Raw genomic sequence first — 3,332 nt, forward strand, 5'->3', positions numbered from 1 at the left:
GAAGCGGTCCGGCGTCGAACGCCGCCTGATCGTTTTCGCCGAAGCCACCATTTCTGAATTCCGTGTCTTCAAGCCCCATGTCCAGCGGTCGTTGCGGCGAGCGGGAGGCGTCGAAACCGGCGAAGCCGGAGGCCCGGTAGGCCGCTTCGTAGCTGCGATGGCCGTTTGCCGGACCGGCATGGGCATAGGACGCCGCGCCCGGCCGGAACGCCGCCATCATGCCGGCCGCCCGGGTGGTGGCGGCACGGATGCCGGCATTGGCCAGCGCCTCGCGGATGGCGCCGACGATCAGCCCGCGCACCAGCCCCGGATCGCGGAAGCGGACATCGGCCTTGGCCGGATGGACATTTACGTCGACGATGGCCGGATCGAGCGTCAGGAACAGCACCGTCACTGCATGGCGGTCGCGCGGCAGCACGTCGGCGAAGGCGCCGCGGATAGCGCCGGCGATCAGCTTGTCGCGGACCGGCCGGCCATTGACATAGGCGTACTGCTGCAGCGCATTGGCGCGGCTGAACGACGGGATCGAGACGTGACCGGCGAGATGCACGCCGTCCCGCACGGCGTCGATGGCAATGGCATTCTCCGGAAAGTCGGCGCCCATCACTTGCGCGACGCGGCGCAGCCGGCCTTCCGGGCTGTCGTCGGTCGCCGGCAGTTCCAGCGTCGAGCGGTCGGAACCGGCCAGCGTGAAGCGCACGGCGGGAAAGCGATGGCGATGCGCTTTATCACATCGCTGGTCGCCGAGCTTTCGGCGCGCTCGCCCTTCATGAATTTGAGCCGCGCCGGCGTGGCGAAGAACAGGTCGCGCACCTCAATCGTGGTGCCGCGATTGGCGGCCGCCGGCCTGACGGCGGACACGCGCCCGCCCTCGATGCCGATCTCGGCGGCGCTGTCACCGTTGGCCGTGCGCGAGCGGATCGACAGCCGCGCCACCGAGCCGATCGACGGCAGCGCTTCGCCGCGAAAGCCGAGCGAGCGGATGTCGTGAATGTTGTCGGCGAGCTTCGAGGTGCAATGGCGTGCGATCGCCAGCGCCAGTTCATTCTCCGGGATGCCGCAGCCGTCGTCGGTGACGCGGATCAGGTTGAGCCCGCCGCCGGCGGTGACGATCTCGACTCGGGCAGCGCCGGCATCGAGTGCGTTCTCGACCAGTTCCTTGACCACGCTTGCCGGACGCTCGATGACTTCGCCGGCGGCGATCTGGTTGATCATCGTTTCGGAAAGCTGGCGGATGGGCATGAAGGCACTATACGCGGATTCGCCGCCCATGCGGGAGAGGCAGAATTGAGGAATCCGCGCCGCCCACCGCACTCCTGCATTTCACGTCATCAGCCTGGGCAGTGCTGCCGCCAGCGCATCGACGGCCAAACGGACCTTCAGCGGCAAGTGAGGCGTCTGCAGCCATAGCGCATAGGCGTCGTAAAGAAATCCCGGCTGTTTCGGCAGCAGCACGAGAAGTGCGCCGGCCTGAATGTGTTCACGGACCAGCCAGTATGGCAGCCAGGCAAGCCCCATGCCCGCTGCCGCGGCATCGGCGATCGCAGCGAGGTCGTCGAGCCGCAAGCGGCTGACCGGCATGACCTCCAGTGCGGCCTGATCATCGCGCGGAAACAGCCACGGTTGAACGACACGGCCCGAACGGCGGTAGATGATGGCCTGGTGGCTGCCGAGATCCCCTAGCTGCCGTGGCCACCCGTGCATCTCGAGATAGGATGGCGACGCGCAGACGACCATGCGCTGGCGCGCGATGCGCCGGGCGATCACGCCGGGCTGATCCTCCAGATTGCCGGTCCGGATGGCAAGATCGCAGCCATCCTCTGCAAGATCGGCGATGGGATCGCTGAACGACAGGTCGAGTTCCAGAGCAGGATATCGCTGCGCAAGCTCCAGCAGGATCGGGGCTACGCAGCGCCGGCCGAAATGCACAGGCATGATGACGCGCAGCTTTCCGCGTGGTTCGGAGAGTTGATCGGCCGCGAGTGCATCTGCAGCCTCGGCTTCAGCGAGCACGAGCCGGCAGCGCTCATAATAGGCGCGCCCGAAGTCTGTCAGGCTCTGGCGGCGAGTGGTCCGGTTGATGAGGCGCACACCCAGACGCTCTTCAAGAAACCGGACATGCTTGCCGATCATCGGTCCGGACAGATCGAGAGCGGCAGCAGCCGCCGCGAACGAGCCCAGATCAACGGCTTTGACGAACACGGCCATGCTGGTAAGGCGATCCATATTCAAAACTCTCAGTTTCTACTGTCTTGCCCAAGCAGCTATTTATCTGCCAGGCGGCTGTTGGCATAGCGTATTCGGTTCAAATATTTTGGAGTTATGGCCGGATGGCACGCGTTGTTCGTTTTCATCAGCATGGTGGTCCCGAGGTTCTGCGCATCGAGAATGTCGATACTCCCAGGCCTAGTCGGGGCGAGATTCAGATCCGGGTCAAGGCGTTGGGGCTCAACCGGGCCGAGGCGCTGATGCGGTGGGGCACCTATATCCAGACGCCGCCATTGCCTTCCGGTCTTGGCCTTGAGGCAGCCGGTGTCGTCGAAGCGGTCGGCGAAGGCGTGGGCGGTTTTGCGCCAGGTGAGGCCGTCAGTGTCGTGCCGCCACTATCGATGGCCCGCTGGCCCGCCTATGGTGAGATTGCCACATATCCCGCCCACCTCGTGGTCAAGCACCCGCCATCGCTCAGCTGGGAAGAGGCGGCAGCCGTCTGGACGCAGTATCTCACCGCCTATGGCGCATTGATCGACATTGCCAAGCTCAGCAGGGACGATTTTGTCGTCATTACCGCGGCATCAAGCAGTGTCGGACTCGCCGCGATCCAGATTGCCAACATGGTTGGCGCGACCCCGATCGCGGCCACGCGGACATCTGCCAAGAGAGAGGCCTTGCTCGAGTTCGGCGCCGCCCATGTTATTTCTTTAGCGGACGAAGATCTGGAAGCCCGGCTGAAGGACATCGCCGGCCCGGAGGACATCCGAGTGGTGTTCGACGCAGTCGGCGGCCCGATATTCGCGCCCCTGACGGCGGCGATGGCACGGGGTGGCATTCTCATCGAATATGGCGGCTTGAGCCCCGAGCCAACGCCGTTCCCGCTATTCGCCGTGCTGGCCAAGACGCTGACACTGCGCGGCTATCTGGTCCACGAAATCACTGGCGATCCGGCGCGGTTGGAGGCCGCCAAGACGTTCATCCTTGACGGGTTGATGTCGGGGTCGCTTCGGCCGGTGATCGCCAAAACCTTTCCATTCGAGCAGATCGTCGAGGCGCATCGGTTTCTCGAGTCGAACGAGCAATTCGGCAAGATCGTCGTGACGATCTGACGAGCATTAATG

The 3,332-nt window shown here is 64.6% G+C and carries 2 protein-coding genes and 1 pseudogene; 1 reads left to right on the forward strand and 2 read right to left on the reverse strand.

The window, feature by feature from the left end:
- A pseudogene (mutL, locus tag EOA85_RS30790) lies at positions 1 to 1,242 on the reverse strand (DNA mismatch repair endonuclease MutL); the annotation flags it as partial.
- An 81-nt stretch (positions 1,243 to 1,323) separates the two neighbouring features.
- The gene (locus tag EOA85_RS30795; protein WP_065009694.1) at positions 1,324 to 2,226 is read right to left on the reverse strand and encodes a LysR family transcriptional regulator; all 903 of its coding nucleotides are present in this window, start codon (positions 2,224 to 2,226) and stop codon (positions 1,324 to 1,326) included.
- Between the two features lie 104 nt (positions 2,227 to 2,330).
- On the opposite strand from EOA85_RS30795, the gene EOA85_RS30800 reads away from it, so the two are divergent.
- Positions 2,331 to 3,320 carry a zinc-dependent alcohol dehydrogenase family protein gene (locus EOA85_RS30800; RefSeq protein ID WP_127212247.1) on the forward strand — a complete coding sequence of 330 codons (990 nt, stop codon included), beginning with the start codon at positions 2,331 to 2,333 and terminating at the stop codon, positions 3,318 to 3,320.
- Positions 3,321 to 3,332 lie beyond the last annotated feature (12 nt).

It is taken from the genome of Mesorhizobium sp. M5C.F.Ca.IN.020.29.1.1, assembly GCF_003997375.1.
In the GTDB taxonomy this organism is placed as follows: Bacteria; Pseudomonadota; Alphaproteobacteria; order Rhizobiales; family Rhizobiaceae; genus Mesorhizobium; species Mesorhizobium wenxiniae.